Here is a 17,961-nt window from a genome sequence, read left to right on the forward strand (position 1 = left end):
TTTTCCTTTCGAGGGCGCCATTGGTGGGGGGTGGCTTGTGTTTGGTGGGCGAGTGCGGGTCTGTTGTGGCTGGTCGCGCAGTTCCCCGCGCCCCTAAAGGACGTCTGGCCAGCCGTCCTTCGTCCAGCTGAGCCTGTTCAGCCCCAGCTTGGGCGTGCCGTTGTCGTCCGCGTCGTAGTAGTGGTACGCCAGCCAGTCCTGGCCCCGGTCATGGAAGACCGACTCGCCTCCGGTGCCGATGTACCTGCCGTGGCCGGCGAGCAACAGGTCGCCGCCGCCCTCCAGCAGCGGCTTGCCCGTGCTGTCCACGTAGGGGCCCGTCACCGATGCCGATCTGCCGACCCGGATCTTGTACGTCGAGTTCACGCCCGCGCAGCACGCGTCGTAGGAGGCGAAGAGGTAGTAGTAGCGGCCGTGTCTGACGATGTACGGGCCCTCTACCGCGTACGGGGCGTCCGGGCGCGTCGCCAGGTGGTGGACCGTCACTGCGGGCAGCGCCTTGCCGGTGCTCGGGTCCAGTTCGACCATGCGGATGCCCGTCCAGTACGAGCCGAACGCCATCCACAGCTTGCCGTCGGCCCGGATCACCGCCGGGTCGATGGCGTTCCAGGCGTCGGTGGTCTGCGAGGTGAAGGCCGGACCGTGGTCGGTCCAGGTGCCGGGCATGCCCGTCTTCGACGTGGCCACGCCGATCGCCGAGTGGTTGGTGCCCCAGGAGGAGACCGCGTAGTAGAGCCAGTAGCGGCCGTCCCGGTAGGAGAGGTCGGGGGCCCAGGGGTCGGCGGTGGAGTTGTAGTCGTACCACCAACTCGGGGGCGTGGTGAAGGCGTTGCCCGCGTCGTCCCAGTGGTGGAGGTCGGTGGAGAGGCGGGCTCCGATGACGCCGCCGGTGGAGTAGGCGACGTAGCGGCCGTTTTCGAGGTGGGTGACCGTGGGGTCGTGGATGATCTGCTGGCCGGTGAGCGGGAGGGGGTCGGGGTAGGCGACGTCGGCCGACGCGGTGGCCGGGAGCAGGGCGATGGTGGCCGCGGCGAGCAGCGCGGCGAGTCTGAAGCGCTTCAACTCACACTCTCCTCATGGCTGTTACTGGCCGGCCAGACCCGTGTGGGCCACACCCCGCACGATCTGGCTCTGGAAGAAGACGAACACGACGATCAGCGGGAGTCCCGCGATCAGGCCGCCCGCCATGAGCTGCGGCCAGACGATGCCGAAGGCGTTCTGCACGGTGGCGATGCCGTTCGGCATGGTCATCAGGTCGGGGTTGTTGGTCACCATGTAGGGCCACAGGAAGTTGTTCCACGAGGCGATGAAGGTGAAGATCCCGACGGCCGACAACGAGGGCTTCGAGAGCGGCAGGACGAGGGTGAAGAAGATCCGCCAGCGGCCCGCGCCGTCGATGAACGCCGCCTCCTCCAGCTCGCGGGGCAGCGACTGGAAGAACTTGTAGAGGATGTAGACCATCGCGGCGGGGGCGCACTGCGGCAGGATCATGCCCCAGTAGGTGTCGACCATGCCGAGCGACTGCACGGTGGTGAAGAGCGGGACGCCGAGGATCGCCGGGGAGAACATCAGGCCCGCCATCGTCACGGCCATCAGGACGGACTTGCCGCGGAACTCGGTGCGGGCGAAGCCGTATCCGGCGAGGGAGGCGACCAGCAGCACGATGAAGGTGACGCAGACCGACACGACCAGCGAGTTCACGAACCAGTTGGGGATGTTGCCGGCCTCGAAGACCTTCCGCCAGGAGTCGAGGGTGAAGTCCTTGGGGATCCAGTGCGGCGAGGCCACCGATTCCGCCGGGGTCTTGAGCGACGTGGACAGGGCCCACGCCAGCGGCGCCATCCAGATCACGGACAGGGCGAGGGCGACGACCGTCAGGGCGATCTGCGCGGGCGTCCAGGTGCTACGGGGTTTACGGAGGGTGGGAGACGGCGTGGTCATCGGGAGATGCCCTCCTCTCGGCTGCGGAGCAGCCACATCCGCCCGAGGGCGACGGCCGCGATGATGAGGAACAGGACGAAGGAGATCGCGGAGGCGTAGCCCACGCGGTAGCTGGTGAAGCCCTGTTCGAGGGTGTACTGGACGAAGGTGCGGGTCGATTCCTCCGGCCCCGGGCCGAACTGGTACATGACCACCGCCTGGTCGAAGACCTGGAGCGAGGCCAGGATCTGCAGCGCGATGACGAGGCCGGTGATGTTGCGCAGGTTCGGCACGGTGATGTGGAGCATGCGCTGGAAGGCGTTCGCGCCGTCCAGCTCGGCCGCCTCGTAGAGGTGTTGGGGGATGTTCTGGAGGGCGGCGAGGAAGAGCAGGAAGGAGAACCCGACCGTCCACCACAGGGTCGCGACGACGACGGCGAGCAGGGCCGTGGACTTCTGGGTGAGCCAGGGGGTGGTGAGGCCGAGGACATGGTTGACCATGCCGTTGGTGGGCTGGAACAGCCACCACCAGAGGTTGCCGATGACGGCCGAGGGCAGCAGGAACGGCGCGAAGAAGCACAGCCGCCACAGCCACTTGAAGTGCACGGTGTGGTGGGCGATCAGCGCCATCAGCAGGGCCACGACGACGATGCACGGGACGACGTACAGGGTGAACTGGACGCTGTGCCACAGCGAGTTCCAGACCAGGTCGTCCTTGAGGGCCTCGCGGTAGTTGTCGAGGCCGACGAAGCCGGTGTGGTCGCCGGAGATGTTGGCGTCGGTGAAACTGAGGTAGAGGCCGCGGACGACCGGCAGCAGCACGAAGAGCCCGTACAGGACGAAGAACGGGGCGACGAACCAGCCGCCGTGCTGGAAGCGGCGGCCCCAGCGCACGCGGGCGGAGTCGGCGGCGGTGGTGGCGCGGGGGCGCAGGGTGGTGGCGGTGACCGTGCTCGTGGCGCTGCTCATGCGCCTGCTCCCTTCAGCTCCTGGGCGGCCGTCCTGCCGTCCATGGGGTTCTTCATGGCGAGCAGTTGCTCCAGGACGGACTTCATACGGCGGGCCGCCGCGGCCGGCTTCGCGGAGCCGAGGTTGGAGGAGGCGACGACCGGGCCGACGCGCTGCGCGAGGACGCCGGTGGAGCCGGCGAACCAGATGTGCGGTTCGGTGGCCGGGTGCTCCATGGCGGGCCTGGAGTACTCGCTCTGCGGGCTGAGCTTGAGGTAGGCGGGGTCCTTGAAGGTGGGCAGATAGGCGGGGACATGGCCGCCGATGGCCCAGGTGGTGGCGTGGGTGACCATGTAGGCGGCGAGCCGGTAGGCGCCCTCGTCGGCGGCGCCGCCACGGCCGGACTGGTGGGGCAGGATGAAGGAGTGCGACTCGGCGTGGGTGGCCGGTTTCCCGAACACCGGGGGCAGCGGCTGGGCGCCGAAGTCGAGCTTCTCGCCGTTGAAGTACGGCACCGACCAGTTGCCCTCCCAGGTGAACGGCGACCCGGCGAGGAACGCCTCGCCGTCGGCCTCGCCGACGGTGACATAGCCGTCGGTCACGTGCTTGCGGAAGAACTCCAGGACCTCGGTGGCCTTGTCGGTGTCGAAGGTGACGTCGGTCTGGTCGTCGTTGAAGTAGCCACCGCCGAGCTGCTGGTAGAAGGCGACGAAGAACCACCAGGCGAAGTTCTGGTCGTTGGCGTGCAGGCCGAGGGTCTGCTGCCCGTTCTTCAGCTGCTTCTTGGCCGCCTTGAGCATGCCGAACCACTCGTCGGTGGAGCCGGCGGCCGGCAGCCGGCCGTCGGCGTCGAGCAGCCCGGCCTTCTTGCAGACGTCCTTGCGGTAGAAGCAGAGCTGGACGTGGATGTCGAGGGGCAGGGCGTAGAGCTTGCCGCCGACGATGCCGCGCTTCCACAGCACGGGGTTGAAGTCCGCCTCCCGCACGCCGTACTTGGCCAGAAGGCCGATGTCCCAGGGGTCCAGGAGGCGGCCGGGCGCGAACCCGGGGACCCGGCCCTGGTGCATGACGGCGAGGTCCGGTGCGCGGTTGCCGGCCGCGGCCATGGCGAGCTTGGTGTAGTAGGGGCCGCCCCAGGTCAGGGTGGAGTCCTTGACCGCGATGTCCGGATGTTCCTTGCGGAAGGCGTCCACCATCGCGACCTGGTTGGTGCCGTCGCCGCCCTGGAAGAGGTTCCAGTAACGGACTCGGGTGCGCGCGCTGGAGGCGAGCGCGTCCGCGCCGGTGCCGAGCGCGGCGAAGCCGAGGCTGCCCGCGACGGTCAGACCGCCCAGCGCGGCCAAAACGTTCCTGCGGTTCAGGTCAGGTCGTCCCATGCCCTGCCCTCACTGTTCGAGATTCGCTGTTCGAGATTTCGATGAGTGCTCGTAACTTCGAACGGGACCGTAGATAGGAAGCGCTTTCTCGTCAATGGTTTGCACAAAAATCGAAGATCCCCGTCCGGTGGTCGACGACCGGACGGGGACCTGCGAGGGGAGAACGGGGACCTACGAGGGAAATCCGTCAGCCGGCGAACAGCGGCTGCGGCAGGCCCTTCCCCGCGCCGGGGACGACGAGCACCGAGCCGGAGAGCGGATGCGGCGCCTCCAGGCCCGTACGCGCCGTGGTGATGTACAGGTCGGTCAGGTCCGCGCCACCGAAGGCGCAGGCGGTGGGGCGCGGAACGGGAAGTTCCACGACCCGGTCGAGCTCGCCGTCGGGTGTGTAGCGGCGGACCGCTCCACCGTCCCAGAGGGCCACCCACACACAGCCCTCGGCGTCGACGGTGAGCCCGTCGGGCCACCCCGCGCCCTCTTCGATCACGACCAACGGCCGCCTGTTGAGGGGCGGTTGGCCGGCACCCACGTCACCTGCGTCGAAGACGTCGACGCGACGGGTCGGGGAGTCGATGTAGTACATCAGCCGGCCGTCCGGGCTCCAGCCCGTTCCGTTGCTGACGGCGACCTCGTCGAGGAACGGGGTGACCGTGCCGTCGGCGGCGATCCGGGACAGGGTGCCACCACCCGGGGCCTCGTCGTAGCGCATGGTGCCGAAGAGCAGCGAGCCGTCAGGGGCGACCGCGGCGTCGTTCGCGCGGCGGCCGGGGACGGGGTCGCGGTGCAGCCACCGGAAGCCCTCGGCGCCGCCGTACGTCGCCACGCCGTCCCGGAGATTGACGACCAGGCCGCCGCCCGCGCGGGGCTTGGCGGCGCCCACGTGCTGCTCGGTGACCATGACCGTGCGCCGCCCGGAGACGGGGTCGTACGTGTGGACCCGGGAACCGAGTATGTCCACCCAGATGAGGCGCTGCGCGTCCGGATCCCAGGTCGGGCCCTCACCGAGGGCCGCCTCGGCGCGGATCGCGACGTCGAAGGCCGCGCTCCTCGTACGACCGGCCGTCCCGCTCGCCCCGGTCATCCCACCACGCTCCGGTGTCCGAGCCGCTCGGACAGCTCGACGGCGCCCTTCGCGGCGAGCTGCTCCAGCTCCACGCGGCGCTCGTCGCTCCAGCGGATCATCGGTACGGAGATGGAGAGCGCGGCGACGACCTGGCCCGTACGGTCGCGCACCGGGGCGGCGACGCAGCTGACGTCCGGGTTCGACTCGCGGCTCTCCACGGCGACGCCGCGGCGGCGGATCTCGGCGAGGGCCTCGCGCAGGGCGCCCGGCTCGGTGATGCTGTTCGGCGTCATCCCGACCAGGTCCGCGTCGTCCGGGATCCGGGAGGTCAGCTCGACGTCGGGGAGCGACGCGAGCAGCATCTTGCCGACGGAGGTGCAGTGGGCGGGCAGGCGACGGCCCGCCGCGGACACCATGCGCACGGCGTGCGTGGAGTCGACCTTCGCGATGTAGATGACGTCCGTGCCCTCCAGGATCGCCACGTGGACGGTCTCGTCGCAGGTCTCGGCGACGGAGCGGGCGACCTGCTGACCCTCCGCGGCGAGGTCCAGCTGCTCGGCGTACCGGCTCCCGAGCTGGTACGGGCGCACACCGAGGCGGTAGCGTCCCGGCTGGCCGGGAACCTGCACGATGTAAGAGCGGGCGGCGAGCGTGGTGACCAGCTCGTGCACCGTCGTCCGGGGAAGCTGGAGCTTGCGCACGATGTCGGGGGCGGAGAGCGTCCCGTCCCCGTCGAGGAAGAGCTCGAGTATGTCGAGAGCTCGGGTCACGGCAGGTACGAGGCGTCCCACAACCGGCCCCCTCCCTATGTTCGAAATTTCAACAGCCGATCGGCATGACGAACACAGGCTACTCATAGTGCTCTTGCACGGGCAATGGGTGGGTAACGGTGAGGTGCGAGGGGTGACAGTGCACGGACGCGTGGGCGGAGCCGGCCGCGCGCGAGGGGAGGTCAGCGGCGGGGGCGGGGATCACCCAGCTCACCGCGCAGACGCTGCGCGCGGAGGACCAGCTCCAGCTCGAACCGCCGGTCCGGATCGTCGATCTCGTCACCCCACAGCTCCCTGATCTGGCGGAGGCGGTAGCGGACGGTCTGGGGGTGGACACCGAGCCGCGCGGCCACCTCCGGCGCGCCTCCGCGCGTCTCCAGCCACGCCAGCAGCGTCTCCGCGAGACGCCGCCCATGCGTCGGCCCGCAGTGCGCGAGCGGCGCCAGGCAGCGCAGGGCGAGATCGTCGATCAGCTCCTCGGGCTGGAGGAGCACCAGGGCCTCGGTGTGCTCGGTGCAGTGCAGCACCTCACCGCCGGGCAGCAGCCGCCGCTCCATCAGCCGTACGGCCGCGTCCGCCCAGCGCAGCGACTTCGCCGCGTCGGCCAGCGGCACCGGCGGCCCGATCGCCCCGGACCACCCGGTCAGCGCCCGGTGCAGCAGCTCCGGCCGCCCGGCCGCGTCCGGCTCGGGCACGACCATCCGCGGCTGCTCGTACTCCATGTCGAGCAGCACCCCCTGCCCGACGGCGGGCGCGACGGCCTCCCGCGCCGGCCTCAGCAGCACCCCGACGGCGACCTTGTCCGGCAGGGGCCAGCCGATCCGCGCGGCCCGCTCGACGAGCGCCTCGGCCGGGTCGCCCCGGTGGTGGTGCTCGGCGAGCAGCATTTCCATCAGACGGCGCTGGAGGCGGAGGCGCTCGCCCGCCTGCCGGGCCGCGGCCTCGGCGTAACCCCGTACGGACTGGTCCACCAGACCGTCCAGGTACTCGTATCCCGCGTCGACGAGCTCGTACATCGCCGGTGGCGGGATCTCGACCCGCTGCCCGATCTCCGCGAACCGGCGCCAGGCGAGGCGGACACCCAGCCGGTAGATCGCCTGCAGTGAGTCGAGGCTGCGGCCGTGCAGTCCCTCGCCGCGGCCGAACTCCTGGAAGACCTCGGGATGGACGCGGGGTCTGCCCTCCGCCGTCTCCAGGTGCTGCACGAAGACCTCGATGGCCCGGCGGATGCCGACGAGGGCCATCGGCTCGCCGGAGTCGTCGAGGACGAGGGGCAGGTTCGAGTACTCGCGGCGGATCTCCCGGAGGATCTCCTCGGCGAGATCCGGCGCCTCGGCCAGGGCGATCGCCGCGAACTGCCGCACCTGGGCACGGGGAACGTCATGCCAGGCCGAGCGTATGGCGACGGTCCCGTGGCCGGCCTGCACCTTCCGGTCCGCCTCCGGCGCGCCCCGCGGCACGGTCAGTGCTCCTGGTCGGCATGTTCGTACGTGATCAGGGGGGTGTTCGGCTGATCGGGGGTCGCGTCGAGCAGCGCGACGATGCCGAGTGCGGCGCCCACGGCGAGCGCGGCGGCGGCAGCGACCGTGAGTACGGCGGCGAGCAGTCTGGACATCGCAGGGTGAGCCTCTCTGTCGGAGGTCGTCCCCACCCGTTCCCGTGCTCCGCGCAGCCCGCCACGCCGGTCCCGTCCGGCACGTCCTCAGTCTCGACAATGCATTGACACTCCGTCAAGGGTGCCCGTACGGTTCCCGGCCCATACCGCACGTGCACTTTCCCTCCTGGTGTCGACGCACCCGTATCACCGCGTTCCACCCGTATCACCTGCATCACCCGTGACCGGCCGTGATCAGCCGTCATCAGCCGTGATCACTCGTGCGTCGAGCCTCCTCACGCCCCTGGAGTGCCCGGATGCGCCGGAAACCCTCACCCTTCGCACTGGTCCTGCTCGGCCTCGGCACGTTTCTGCTCGTACTGGCCCCGATGCTCGCGTGGTACGTGGAACCGCGGGCCGCCGTGAACCCCGTCGACATCGACACGACCGCCGTCTACACCGGCACGGGCGCCTATTTCGACACCGCGCAGATCCAGACCCTGTTCGACAAGCGGATCACCATCACCCAGCAGGTCAGAGGCGATGTCGCCGACAGTGAGCACAGCGGGCGCGCCGTCTGGGACGTGACGACGACGGTCGACACGGACAAGTCGCTGCCCGCGGCCGACCCGCACGACGCACTGGAGTTCTTCCCCAACCGCTGGGTCACCGACCGGAAGACCAACCAGCCGGTGCACTGCTGCCAGGAGAACCCGCGCTTCGAGGGCGACGCCTACCTCAAGTTCCCCTTCGACGTGCGGAAACACGCGTACCGCTGGTGGGACAACTCCCTCGGCGCACCCATCACGCTGGCCTACCGGGGCACCAAGAAGATCCAGGGCTACACGGGTTACCGCTTCACCGGCACGGTCCCCCCGACGAAGATCGGCACCCGGCTGGTGCCCGGCAGCATCGTCGACCAGCCCGCCCGTCCCCAGGTGCTGGCCGAGGAGTGGTACTCCAACCACGGCATCGAGCTGGTCGTCGACCAGCGCACCGGCCGGGTGCTCTACGCCCAGGTCGGTCCGCGCAGGACGCTGCGCGCCCCGGGTTCCACCTACGACTCGACGCTGCTCCTGGACGCCGACAAGCTGGCCTTCACCACGGCCACCCAGAAGGACCAGGTGAAGCAGGCGAAGAAGGAGAGCGGTCAACTGCGCCTGCTGGGGCAGACGTTGCCGATAGGTGCCGGTGTGCTCGGGTTCGTCCTCGCCGCCGTGGGGGGCGTTTTGGTGGTACGAGGGCGACGGGATCCCGGTTCGTCCGGTAACTCCCCTTCACCACTCACGATGTGATGGGCTGTCAGCTCCACAAAGCCCGGAATTTGTCACCTCGGTGAGTAGCAGCTTCCCAGCGCCGGGCGAAAACTATCCACCCCCACCCGAGCACAGCCCGCCCACACTCCCGTTACAGCCGGTTCCCGCATCCCCCACAGATCGGCAGATTCACCCTCGAAGAGACCGACCCGCTCTACGCCCCACCCCCCACACTGAGTTCCGCACCCTGAGACGAGTTGGAGCACCCATGCCCCAGCACGTGCCCTCCCCGCTGCGCGCCGCGGTCCCGCGCGACGCGCAGTCCCTCCCGGCGCTTCCCCCACAGCCGCGCCGCATCGTCTTCCTCGCCCACCGGGACCTGGGAAACCGGTCCGCGGGCGGATCCGAGATCCTCGTCGACCGGCTCGCCGAGGGACTGACCTCGCTCGGCCACCAGGTCACGCTGGTGTGCGGCGGGCCCGCCGCCTACCACGAATACCGGGTCGTCTCGGCGGGCGGCGACCTGGGCCACTTCCTGCGCGCCCGCTCCGCCTTCCACCGTCAGGTCGGCGGCTGCGATCTGCTGGTCGAGGTCTGCAACGGCATGCCGTACCTGGCACCGCTCTGGCACCACGGCCCCACCCTGTGCCTGGTCAACCACGTCCACACGGACCTGTGGCGGATGCGGTTCGGCGGTCCGCTGGCGCCCGCCGCCCGGATCGGCCGAAGACTCGAACACTGGGCACTGGCGGGCGCGCAGCGCGGCAATCTGCTGGTCGCCGTCTCGCCGTCGACGGCCCACGCGCTGCGCGCAATCGGGGTGCAGCGGGAGCGCATCCGGGTCGTGCACAACGGGGTCGAGGAGCCGGGCCCCCGCGCCGAACGCTCGCCAGAACCGCTGTTCGTGGCGATGGGACGGCTGGTCGAGTACAAGCGGATCGATCTGCTGCTGCGGCTGTGGGAGCGGGTCCGCCCGGTCACCGGCGGCCGGCTGGTGATCGTCGGCGACGGTCCCGAGCGGGAGAGGCTCCACCAACTGGCAGGTCCCGGGGTGGAGTTCACCGGCCGTGTCTCGGAGGCCGAGAAGCACCGGCTGCTGTGCGCCGCGTGGCTGCTGCTGCATCCCTCCGCCGTGGAGGGCTGGGGCCTGGTGGTCACGGAGGCGGCGGCGCGCGAGACCCCGGCGATCGCCTTCGACGTGCCCGGACTGCGCGACTCCGTGGCCGACGGCGAGACGGGTGTGCTGGCGCGCGGTGAGTCCTCCTTCGCGGCGGCCTGGTGCACCCTCGCCCTGTCCACCCACCGCCGCGCCCTCATGGGCAAGTCCGCCCGCGACCGCGCGGCCCAGTACCGCTGGAACAACACGGTCCGCCAGTTCAGGGCGGTGGCCACGGAGGCGGCCACCTCCTGGCGGAGGTGACGCCCATGGACGGCGACCCCGAAATACCCCGCCGAGCCCCCGCCGAAAGCGCGCCCCTCACCTGGAAGGACCCCTCCTTCCGGCGTTCGTTCGCGCTGTTCCGGGCCTTCATGCGGGAGCAGGACGATCCCGTGGGCTGCTACTCGTTGCTGGCCCGTGACGCCGCCGACCAGGTCGAGGCGTACGGCGGCGTCGAGGGACGTACCGTCGTGGACGTCGGGGGCGGCGGCGGGTACTTCACCGCGGAGTTCCGGCGGCGCGGGGCACTGGCGTATCTCTTCGAGCCGGACGTACGGGAGCTGGGGGCGAAACCCGACGGCTCGGCGGTCGTCGCGGACGGGTATCTGCTGCCGCTCGCGGACGGGGTCGCCGACGTCACCTTCTCCTCCAACGTCCTCGAGCACGTGGCCGACCCGCAGACGTTCCTGAGCGAACTGGTGCGCGTCACCCGGCCCGACGGGCTGATCTACGTCTCGTTCACCAACTGGTTCTCCCCGTGGGGCGGTCACGAGTGGGCGCCCTGGCACTACCTCGGCGCGGAGCGGGCGCGGGCCCGCTACCACCGCCGTACCGGAAAGGCCGCCAAGCACACCCTCGGCGAGAACCTCTTCGCCGTGCACATCGGCCCCACCCTGCGGCAGGTGCGCGCCCGCGACGACGTCACGGTCGTCTCGGCGCGCTCCCGCTACTGGCCCCTCCTCGCCTCCGCCGTCACCAGGGCGCCGGGGCTGCGGGAGTTCGCCACCTGGAACCTCCTCCTCATCCTCCGGCGGTGTCCACCATGACGACCACGGTCCAGGCTCCTCCCCCGGCAGCCGTCCGCCCCGTCTCGACCACGTCAGGCCCCCCGCACGGGCCACGGTCCAGGCGCTGGCTGCTGGGGTTCTGGGCCGTGGTGTTCGTGCTGTTCCTTGCCGTGCACCCCGGACGCATGACGTTCGACACCAAGCTCGGCGTCGCGCTCGACCCCTGGCGGTTCCTGTCCGACCTGGGCCAGCTGTGGCACGACCGGGGCGGCTTCGGCGGCATCCAGGACCAGTACGTGGGTTACGTCTGGCCGATGCTGCCGTTCTACGGCCTGTGCAAGCTGATCCACCTCCCGGTGTGGCTGGCGGAACGGCTGTGGCTGTCGATCGTCGTGTCCGTCGCCTTCTGGGGCGCCCTGCGGCTGGCCGAACGGCTGCGGATCGGCAACGGTTCCTCCCGGCTGCTCGCCGGCGTCGCGTACGCGCTCTGGCCGCTCTTCACGATCGTCGTCGGCTCGACCTCCGCCGCCGCGCTCCCCGGCGCCTTCCTCCCCTGGGTCCTGCTCCCCCTCACCGACGAGCGCTACAGCGCCCGTGTCGCCGCCCTCCGCTCGGCACTCGTCGTCCCCTTCATGGGCGGGGTGAACGCCGCGGCGACGCTCGCCTCGCTGCTCCCCGTCGGGCTGTATCTGCTGTCCCGGCCACGTGGGCCCCGACAGCGCAGACTGATCACCTGGTGGGTACCGGGCGTGATCCTGGCGACGGCCTGGTGGGTGATCCCGCTGCTGATGCTCGGCGTCTACGGCGAGAACTTCCTCCCGTACGTGGAGACCTCGGCGACCACGACCGCCACCATGTCGGCCACGGAGTCCCTGCGCGGCGCGGGGAACTGGGTCGGGTACCTCCACTTCGGCGAGGCCTGGCTGCCGGCCGGCTGGACCGTCGCCGCCTCGGTGATCGTCATCGTCTGCTCGGCGCTCGCGGCGGGGCTGGGTCTCGCCGGGCTCGCCAGACGTGACATGCCCGAGCGCCGCTGGCTGGTCCTGACCGTGCTGTCGGTCGCGCTCCTCACCCTCGCGGGGTACGGCGGTGCGTTCGGCGCGCCCTTCCACGGCGTCGTCCAGGACTGGCTGAACGGCTGGCTGGTCCCCTTCCGCAACATCTACAAGTTCCAGACGGGCCTCGCCCTGGCGCTGGTGTTCGGCCTCGCGCATCTCGTCGGGGTCGCCGCCGAGCCACGCGGAGCCCGTCCCGTACGCGGCCGCCGCTACGCACCCCTCGTCGCGGCCGTGCTGATCCTGCCTGGCCTCGCCTGGCCGTACCTCAACGGGTCGATCCTCAACCCGGGTTCCTTCCAGCAGCTCCCCGCGTACTGGCGGACCACCGCCGACTGGCTGAAGAAGTACTCCCCCGACTCCCGTGCCCTCGTCGTCCCCGCCACCGCGCACGGCCTCTACACCTGGGGTTCCCCCATCGACGAGCCCCTCGACGTGCTCGCCGACTCCCGCTGGGCCGAGCGGGACTACGTGCCCTTCGGCACCCCCGGCAACCGGCGGGCCATGGACGCCGTCGAGCAGGCGCTGATGACCGGCAGTGACGTCCCCGGCCTCGGGGACTACCTGAGCCGCGCCGGGCTCTACTACGTCGTCGTCCGCAACGACCTCGACCCGGACCAGGTCGGATACGTCCCGACCCAGACCGTGAAGCGGACCCTGGAACAGTCGGGCTACGAGCGGGTCACCGGCTTCGGACCGGTCGTGACCGGCGGCCGGATCGCCCACCACGCCCCGCTCCAGGTCGAGGGCCTCTACCCGCGCGAGCGCGCCGTCGAGATCTACGAACCGGCGAGCAACGGCGCCCCGCGCCCCGGGCAGGCCGGACTGAGCGCCATCGCGGACACCGCCGTCGTCTCCGGCGGCCCCGAGGCGCTGCTGCCGCTGGCCGCCGACCCCTCGATGCGCGGCCGCCCCGCCGTCCTGACCGGCGACAACCATCCCGGCCTCGGCACCGCCGCGGTCCAGGTGGTCGGCGACGGGCTGCGGCGCGCCGACACCCGCTTCGGCCTGGTCAACTCCAACACCTCGTACACGTACACGCCCGACCAGCGCAACGACAGCGACAGCGCCCAGGACGCCGGCAAGAAGCCGCACCAGATCCTGCCGACCAAGGGCATCCAGCACCAGACGGTGGCCGAGCTGCGCGGCGCCCGCTCGGTGACCGCCTCCTCCACCGGCAACTGGCTGTTCCCTCTCCCCCAGTACGACCCCGTGAACGCCTTCGACGGCAACCCCGACACCGCCTGGGCGGAGGGCGCGTCCGGTTCCGCGAACGGGCAGTGGCTGCGGATCCGCTTCGAGGGGTCCCTTGACCTGCCGAAGTCCTTCAAGGTCACCCCGCTGCCGCAGGACGGCATGCGGTCCGCGGCGACCCGGGTCCGGGTGGAGACGGAGAAGGGCTCCGCCACCAGCTATCTCGAACCCAACGGCATGACCCAGTCCGTCAAGGCACCCGCCGGATCGACGAGTTGGATGAAGCTGACGATCGTCGGCTCCACCGCGCAGCGCACCGGCCTGACCGGCACGGGCTTCTCCGAGATCGCCCTCCCGGACGTCCAGGTCACCCGCCTGCTGAAGCTCCCGACCGACGCCGCCGGCTCGGACGCCGCCGCCGAGATCGTCTCCCTGCACCGCACCACCGACCCCACCGGCCTCGCCCCCACGGGCACCGAGGCGGGCCTGCACCGCACGTTCTCCACCTCGACGGCGGGATCGTACGAGGTGCGGGCGAGCGCCGTCGCGATCACCGGCGACGCACTCGACGAACTGCTGTACGACGTCTCACCCACGCAGCAGAACCGCATCGTCGCGACGGCCGACTCCACGACGGACCTAGGCCCCGGCCTCGACGCGCGCAATCTCACGGACGGCAACCTGACCACGGCCTGGATCGCCGGGGACAGGCCGACGATCCATCTGAGCTGGCCCGACAAGAAGCCCGTCTCGTCCATGGTCCTGGCCGCGGCCGGAGGCCTCTCCACCCGCCCGACGAAGATCGAGATCCGCTCCCCGGACGGGGACACTGTGGCCGGCGTCGACGAGAACGGCTGGGCCCGCTTCGACCCGATCACCACGAACCACCTCGACATCACCGTCACCGAGACCGCGCCCCTGACGCTCCACAACCCGGTCGCGGGCGCCGACCTGCAACTGCCGGTCGGGCTGACGGAGGTGTACCTCCCGGACCTCGCCGAGTACCGCACCACACAGGCCCTGGAGACGCGGGAGTTCTCGCTGCCCTGCGGCAAGGGTCCGACGCTCGCGGTCGACGGAAAGCTGTACGCGACGAGCGCGAAGGGGACGGTGGGAGATCTCACCGAACGGCGGCCGGTCCCACTGACACTCTGTCAAGAGGGGTCCTCGAACACCGCGTTGGACCTCGGATCCGGCGCGCACCGGGTCGAGGCGGGCGACGCCGGGCCCCTCGCGGTCACGGACGTCACCCTCACCCGTGGGACCGTCGAGGCCGTCGCCGGTGCCGGACGCTCCCTGCGGATCGTGGACTGGCTGGGCGACCGCCGCGAGGTGAAGGTCGGCTCCGGCGCCGCCTCGTACCTCACGACGTACGAGAACTACAACGACGGCTGGCAGGCCACGCTGGGCGGCAGGAAACTGACGCCCGTACGGCTCGACGGCTGGCAGCAGGGCTGGCGGATCCCGGCCGGCGCGGGCGGCACGGTCAAGTTGTCGTACGAGCCCTCGACGACGTACGAGGCCGGGCTGATCGGCGGCGGGGTCGGCGTGGCGGCTCTCGCGGGCCTCGTGCTGTGGCGCCGCCGCGAGGACAACCCCGACGAGCCGCAGCCGGCGGCGCCGGACGCCGGGTTCTGGCTCGGCACGGTGGCGCTCACCCTGGTGGGCGTGGTCATCGCGGGACCCTTCGCGCTGCTGGTCCCCGCGCTGGCGCTGCTCGCCCGGAAACGGCACGCGCTTCTCGTACCGATCGCGTTCCTCGCGCTCACCGGGGCTGGGATCGCGGCCGCCACGGGCGCCGGGTCGCCACCGGGCGCGAGCGAGGGCGCGTTCGGGCCCGCGGCGCAGTTGCTGGCGTTGATCGGGTTGTTCGCCGGGCTGGTGAGCGTCCAGGAGCCGCCCGGCACGGCCCCCCGGGGCTCCCGCCCGGTCCCCCCGCCCCCGGGCTCCCAGGCCCCGACGGCACCACTCCCCCGACGCCGCCGCGGCGAGAACGGCGGCCCCGGGGCGGTGGCGGAGAAGCCCGACCCGGAAACCACGTCCTCCGGGGAGATACCCGGCACGCAGGCCAAGTCGCTCGGAGAGGCGCCGCCTCGCGGAACCGGGCGGGGCGAGGTGGACCCTCCTACCGGGCGGGTCGGATCCGAGCGTCACGCCGATCCCGGCCACGCCACACCCGCCGTGGCCAAGCCGGAGCCCGCACCCGCCGTGGCCGAACCCGGCGGAACCGGACCACGGGACACACCACCGGCCCCCGGGCCCGACCGTGCCTCCGGCCCGACCATCTCCGCGCGCGGCCCGGGTTCCGCCCCGCGCGAGGCGGACGCGGGTGGCACGAGTGCGGGTGAGGCGGGTGCGGGTGAGGCCGATCCGCCCACCGCGCGGATCGCCTTCCGCAAGGCGGGGAACCCGGCGGACGGCGACACGGGAAGGGGCGAACCCCGATGACCGCGCTGGAGCACCCGGCACGGGACGGTACCGACGGACCATCCCGGCCCCCCGCCCGCGTGCCGTTCCCCGTCGTCGACGAGGTCTCCCGGCACTGTCTCCAGGAGGAGGAACCCGAGACCGTCCACATCGAGGTCCACCTCCCCGGCCATCTGGACCCCGCCCGCCTCACCACCGCGTTCACCGAGGCCCTGCACCGTCACCCCCGCATCCTGATGCGCGAGGCCGCGGGCCCCTGGTACCGCCGCCGCTACGAGTGGGAACTCACCCCCGATCCGGACGTGGAGGTCGTCTCCTTCCCGCCCCCGGGCCCAGGCTCCCTCCAGCACGCACGGACCCGCGCCCTGCTGACCGCCCCGCCGCTGACCGCCTCACCGCCCATCCGCCTGGAGGTGGTCGACGGCGCGGGCCCGCCCGTCGGCAGTGAGGCGACGGACGCGGTGGGCACGGCGCCGCGTCGAAGCGCCGCGCCACGTGCCCACACCGGCCCCCGCCCCAAGGGCACCGTCCTCTTCCTCACCGTCAACCACACCGCCCTCGACGGCCCCGCCTGCCTCCGCGTCCTCGCCACCGCCGCGGAGCTGTACGGCGGCAAGGACAACTCCCCGACCGCGCCACCCGTACGACCGCCCGAGGCGGCGGCGAAGACCGTCCAGGTCGACACCCCGTCCACCTGGACCCCGCCCGCCCGCGTGGCCCACGGCACCCCGGAGCCCTCGCCCGGAAACGGCCTCCTCGTCACCGAACTCGGCGTCCCGCACCGCCCCAAGGGCTCCCCCTACACCGTGAACGACCAGCTCATGGCGGCCACCGCCCTGATGATCACGCACTGGAACAGGGAACACGGCGCCCGCCCGCGCCCCCTGCGCATCACGATGCCGGTCGACGACCGCCCCCGCGGCACCGACATGCCCATCGGCAACGGGACACGACTCGTCGAAGTCCCCTTCACCGTCGAGGAGTTGGACGCCGGGCGGATGGGCGAGCTGCTGCGCCGCACGGCGGAACGCACCCGCGCGCTCAAGTCGCTGCCCCGGCCCCAACTCGGCCACGGCGCGGCCCTCCTGACCGCCCCCGTGGTCCCGGTCGCCTGGCGTGCCGCCCTCACCCGCGGCCTGCGCCGCGCGGCCGGCCCCTGGACGTCGACCACGCTGCTGAGCAACATCGGCCGCATCCCGTACGCGCTGGACTTCGGCGCGGAGGCGGGCCGCGCGCACGCGGTGTGGTTCTCGGCGCCCGCCCGGACGCCCCGCGGCCTGACCGTCACCACGGCGTCCACCGCGGGCCGTCTGCACGTCGCCCTGCGCTGGTCGCGCACCCTGCTCAGCCACGGCGACGGCGCCCACCTCCGCGACCTCTTCGAGCACTATCTGCACGCGACGGAGGAGGACGGCCCCCGATGACGCCCACGACCTCGACCCCGGCCACTGGCCCGGTAACGCCAACAGGCCCCGCACGTCAGGGACTTCGCGACTTCTACGAGGATCCGGGCGTCCCCGTCGCCTCCGGCACCCCCCGCAGCCTCCGCCAGGCCCGGATACTGGCCGCCGCCCTGGGCCCCGCCACGGCCGGCGCGCGGACCGTGCTGGACATCGGCTGCGGCGACGGCACCGCCGCCGCGACCGCCGCACCCCTGCTCACCGGACACCGTCTCGTCGGCGTCGACTGGTCGCAGGACGCCCTCAGACGCGCCCACGCCCGGCTGCCGTACGCGATCCGCGGCGAACTCACCGACGGCGGGCTGCCGTTCGCCGACGCCTCGGCCGACGCCGTCCTGTTCAGCGAGGTGATCGAGCACCTCGTGGACCCGGACAGCGCCCTGGACGAGATCCACAGGGTCCTGCGCCCCGGCGGCCACCTGATGCTCTCCACCCCGAACCTCGCCGCCTGGTACAACCGCGCCCTGCTGCTCGCCGGTGTCCAGCCCGTCTTCTCGGAGGTGAGCCTGCGCGCGATCCACGGCCGCCCGGGGCGGGAGGTCGTGGGCCATCTGCGGCTCTACACGGCCCGCGCGCTGCGGGAGTTCGTGACCGCGGCGGGCTTCGAGGTCGTACGGCTGAGCGGGGCGCCCTTCCACGGCGTACCGCGTCCGCTGCGCTCCCTGGACCGACTGGCCTGCGCGGCGCCGGCCCTCGCCTCCATCCTGCTCCTGCACGCCCGAAGGACGTAGCC

At 71.7% G+C, this 17,961-nt stretch carries 14 protein-coding genes; 6 read left to right on the plus strand and 8 right to left on the minus strand.

Features of this window, described 5'->3' with window-relative positions:
- Positions 1-93: 93 nt before the first annotated feature.
- From ACZ7M2_RS03980 to ACZ7M2_RS04015, 8 genes are all read right to left on the minus strand, one after another.
- Positions 94-1,062, minus strand: a complete 969-nt coding sequence (locus ACZ7M2_RS03980; protein ID WP_471594018.1) for an arabinan endo-1,5-alpha-L-arabinosidase — start codon at positions 1,060-1,062, stop codon at positions 94-96.
- 21 nt (positions 1,063-1,083) lie between these two features.
- The gene (locus tag ACZ7M2_RS03985) at positions 1,084-1,941 is read right to left on the minus strand and encodes a carbohydrate ABC transporter permease (protein WP_054233582.1); all 858 of its coding nucleotides are present in this window, start codon (positions 1,939-1,941) and stop codon (positions 1,084-1,086) included.
- Entirely contained in the window at positions 1,938-2,888 is a 951-nt protein-coding gene (locus tag ACZ7M2_RS03990) for a carbohydrate ABC transporter permease (protein ID WP_352045772.1), read from the minus strand. Before ACZ7M2_RS03990 ends, ACZ7M2_RS03985 begins: the two co-directional genes overlap by 4 nt.
- Entirely contained in the window at positions 2,885-4,243 is a 1,359-nt protein-coding gene (locus tag ACZ7M2_RS03995; protein ID WP_471594019.1) for an extracellular solute-binding protein, read from the minus strand. Before ACZ7M2_RS03995 ends, ACZ7M2_RS03990 begins: the two co-directional genes overlap by 4 nt.
- A 187-nt stretch (positions 4,244-4,430) precedes the next feature.
- Positions 4,431-5,324 carry an SMP-30/gluconolactonase/LRE family protein gene (locus ACZ7M2_RS04000; RefSeq protein WP_471594020.1) on the minus strand — a complete coding sequence of 298 codons (894 nt, stop codon included), beginning with the start codon at positions 5,322-5,324 and terminating at the stop codon, positions 4,431-4,433.
- On the minus strand, positions 5,321-6,097 hold the full coding sequence (locus ACZ7M2_RS04005; RefSeq protein ID WP_352045775.1) for an IclR family transcriptional regulator: 777 nt from the start codon (positions 6,095-6,097) through the stop codon (positions 5,321-5,323). Before ACZ7M2_RS04005 ends, ACZ7M2_RS04000 begins: the two co-directional genes overlap by 4 nt.
- A 161-nt stretch (positions 6,098-6,258) precedes the next feature.
- Entirely contained in the window at positions 6,259-7,503 is a 1,245-nt protein-coding gene (locus ACZ7M2_RS04010) for a PucR-like N-terminal domain-containing protein (RefSeq protein ID WP_471594514.1), read from the minus strand.
- 35 nt (positions 7,504-7,538) lie between these two features.
- Entirely contained in the window at positions 7,539-7,691 is a 153-nt protein-coding gene (locus ACZ7M2_RS04015) for a hypothetical protein (RefSeq protein ID WP_167552120.1), read from the minus strand.
- A 296-nt stretch (positions 7,692-7,987) separates the two neighbouring features.
- Between ACZ7M2_RS04015 and pgfA the strand changes: the two genes are divergently transcribed.
- The 6 genes from pgfA to ACZ7M2_RS04045 all read left to right on the plus strand — a co-directional run bounded on the left by pgfA (position 7,988) and on the right by ACZ7M2_RS04045 (position 17,959).
- A complete protein-coding gene (gene pgfA / locus ACZ7M2_RS04020; RefSeq protein WP_471594021.1) occupies positions 7,988-8,965 on the plus strand; it encodes a cell envelope lipid trafficking protein PgfA in 978 nt (325 codons plus the stop codon).
- A gap of 229 nt (positions 8,966-9,194) precedes the next feature.
- Positions 9,195-10,346, plus strand: coding sequence for a glycosyltransferase family 4 protein (locus tag ACZ7M2_RS04025; RefSeq protein WP_471594022.1), 1,152 nt, complete (start codon positions 9,195-9,197; stop codon positions 10,344-10,346).
- Positions 10,347-10,351: 5 nt separating this feature from the next.
- Positions 10,352-11,131 (plus strand): class I SAM-dependent methyltransferase, encoded by a 780-nt coding sequence (locus ACZ7M2_RS04030; RefSeq protein ID WP_471594023.1) that lies wholly within the window; start codon positions 10,352-10,354, stop codon positions 11,129-11,131.
- A complete protein-coding gene (locus ACZ7M2_RS04035; protein ID WP_471594515.1) occupies positions 11,128-15,789 on the plus strand; it encodes an alpha-(1->3)-arabinofuranosyltransferase in 4,662 nt (1,553 codons plus the stop codon). The genes ACZ7M2_RS04030 and ACZ7M2_RS04035 overlap by 4 nt, the downstream gene beginning before the upstream one ends.
- The gene (locus tag ACZ7M2_RS04040) at positions 15,786-17,192 is read left to right on the plus strand and encodes a condensation protein (protein ID WP_471594024.1); all 1,407 of its coding nucleotides are present in this window, start codon (positions 15,786-15,788) and stop codon (positions 17,190-17,192) included. The genes ACZ7M2_RS04035 and ACZ7M2_RS04040 overlap by 4 nt, the downstream gene beginning before the upstream one ends.
- Positions 17,189-17,959 (plus strand): class I SAM-dependent methyltransferase, encoded by a 771-nt coding sequence (locus tag ACZ7M2_RS04045; RefSeq protein ID WP_471594025.1) that lies wholly within the window; start codon positions 17,189-17,191, stop codon positions 17,957-17,959. The genes ACZ7M2_RS04040 and ACZ7M2_RS04045 overlap by 4 nt, the downstream gene beginning before the upstream one ends.
- The last annotated feature ends 2 nt before the right edge of the window (positions 17,960-17,961 follow it).

This window comes from Streptomyces sp. NPDC111507, from assembly GCF_055638955.1.

Bases quoted from the DNA above. Each gene is read 5' to 3' on its own strand.
- ACZ7M2_RS04035 (WP_471594515.1), top strand. From the start codon at position 11,128: ATGACGACCACGGTCCAGGCTCCTCCCCCGGCAGCCGTCCGCCCCGTC.
- ACZ7M2_RS04030 (WP_471594023.1), top strand. From the start codon at position 10,352: ATGGACGGCGACCCCGAAATACCCCGCCGAGCCCCCGCCGAAAGCGCG.
- ACZ7M2_RS04000 (WP_471594020.1), bottom strand. From the start codon at position 5,324: ATGACCGGGGCGAGCGGGACGGCCGGTCGTACGAGGAGCGCGGCCTTC.
- ACZ7M2_RS04025 (WP_471594022.1), top strand. From the start codon at position 9,195: ATGCCCCAGCACGTGCCCTCCCCGCTGCGCGCCGCGGTCCCGCGCGAC.
- ACZ7M2_RS04040 (WP_471594024.1), top strand. From the start codon at position 15,786: ATGACCGCGCTGGAGCACCCGGCACGGGACGGTACCGACGGACCATCC.
- ACZ7M2_RS03990 (WP_352045772.1), bottom strand. From the start codon at position 2,888: ATGAGCAGCGCCACGAGCACGGTCACCGCCACCACCCTGCGCCCCCGC.
- ACZ7M2_RS03985 (WP_054233582.1), bottom strand. From the start codon at position 1,941: ATGACCACGCCGTCTCCCACCCTCCGTAAACCCCGTAGCACCTGGACG.
- ACZ7M2_RS03995 (WP_471594019.1), bottom strand. From the start codon at position 4,243: ATGGGACGACCTGACCTGAACCGCAGGAACGTTTTGGCCGCGCTGGGC.
- ACZ7M2_RS04045 (WP_471594025.1), top strand. From the start codon at position 17,189: ATGACGCCCACGACCTCGACCCCGGCCACTGGCCCGGTAACGCCAACA.
- ACZ7M2_RS04015 (WP_167552120.1), bottom strand. From the start codon at position 7,691: ATGTCCAGACTGCTCGCCGCCGTACTCACGGTCGCTGCCGCCGCCGCG.
- pgfA (WP_471594021.1), top strand. From the start codon at position 7,988: ATGCGCCGGAAACCCTCACCCTTCGCACTGGTCCTGCTCGGCCTCGGC.